Origin of the sequence: Psychrobacter immobilis (assembly GCF_904846225.1) — a bacterium.
Taxonomy (GTDB): Bacteria; Pseudomonadota; Gammaproteobacteria; order Pseudomonadales; family Moraxellaceae; genus Psychrobacter; species Psychrobacter immobilis_F.
This window is the reverse complement of record NZ_CAJGZJ010000059.1, coordinates 1-846: the sequence shown is the minus strand read 5'-3', so window position 1 is coordinate 846 and position 846 is coordinate 1. Positions and strand designations below refer to the sequence as shown.

At 41.7% G+C, this 846-nt stretch carries 1 protein-coding gene; it reads left to right on the top strand.

Translation table 11 applies throughout. The annotated features are described in order from the left end of the window. The first annotated feature begins 81 nt into the window (after positions 1 to 81). Positions 82 to 833 (top strand): IS5 family transposase gene (locus tag JMX48_RS14005; RefSeq protein ID WP_413786376.1). Its coding sequence is split into 2 segments (ribosomal slippage): positions 82 to 310 and positions 310 to 833, totalling 753 coding nucleotides; the frame shifts between segments, so codons are not numbered across the junction. Positions 834 to 846: the final 13 nt, after the last annotated feature.

The following is an 846-nucleotide window of genomic DNA, read 5'->3' as shown; positions in this document are numbered from 1 at the left end:
TAGGGCATGTCTTCAATTGGATAAGCCATAAATAATAGTTACAATACCGCATCTATTGAGTCGATGCGAGAAATACAAGTTATGACAAGAAAAGCATTAACAGATACGCTTTGGGATCAATTGCAATCGACGATGATAAAGTACGGCTGCTATCAAACTCAAAACAGCCGGGAGATCATGGAAGCCATACTGTGGAAACTACGCACAGGCGCGCCTTGGCGTGATATACCTGAAGAATTATGTTCGTGGAAAACAGCCTATAGTCGTTTCAACCGCTGGTCGAAAACTGGCTTATGGGAGGATTTTTTTTTAGCTTACGAAAAGAAATTGATACAGAATGGGTATTCACAGACGGAAGCTATGTTCGCTGTCATCAGCATGCAAGTGGAGCTAGGCTTGATGAAGATCGAGCAATTGGACAAAGCCGTGGCGGCGCAACTACAAAGATACACCTATCCTGTGATGCCGATGGATATCCGCTCAATTTTAAAATCACTGGGGGTGAAGTCCACGACAGTCAAGTTGCAGGTGAATTGATTGAAATGATTGGACAAGCAGATTACTTTATCGCTGATAAAGGCTATGACTCAGAGGCTATCAGAGACAAAGCTCGAAGCCATAATATGATACCCGTCGTTCCTAAAAGGAAGAATGCCAAACAGCCTAATCCAGAGTTTGATAGCTATTTGTACAAACTGCGTCATCTTGTTGAAAATATGTTTGCAAGGCTTAAGCACTTTCGTAGTATCGCTACTAGATATGAGAAGTTAGCTCGTAATTTTAAGTCAATGCTCTATCTAGCGTGTACTATCGTTCATTGTAAAATGAATTGAAGACACGCCCTAG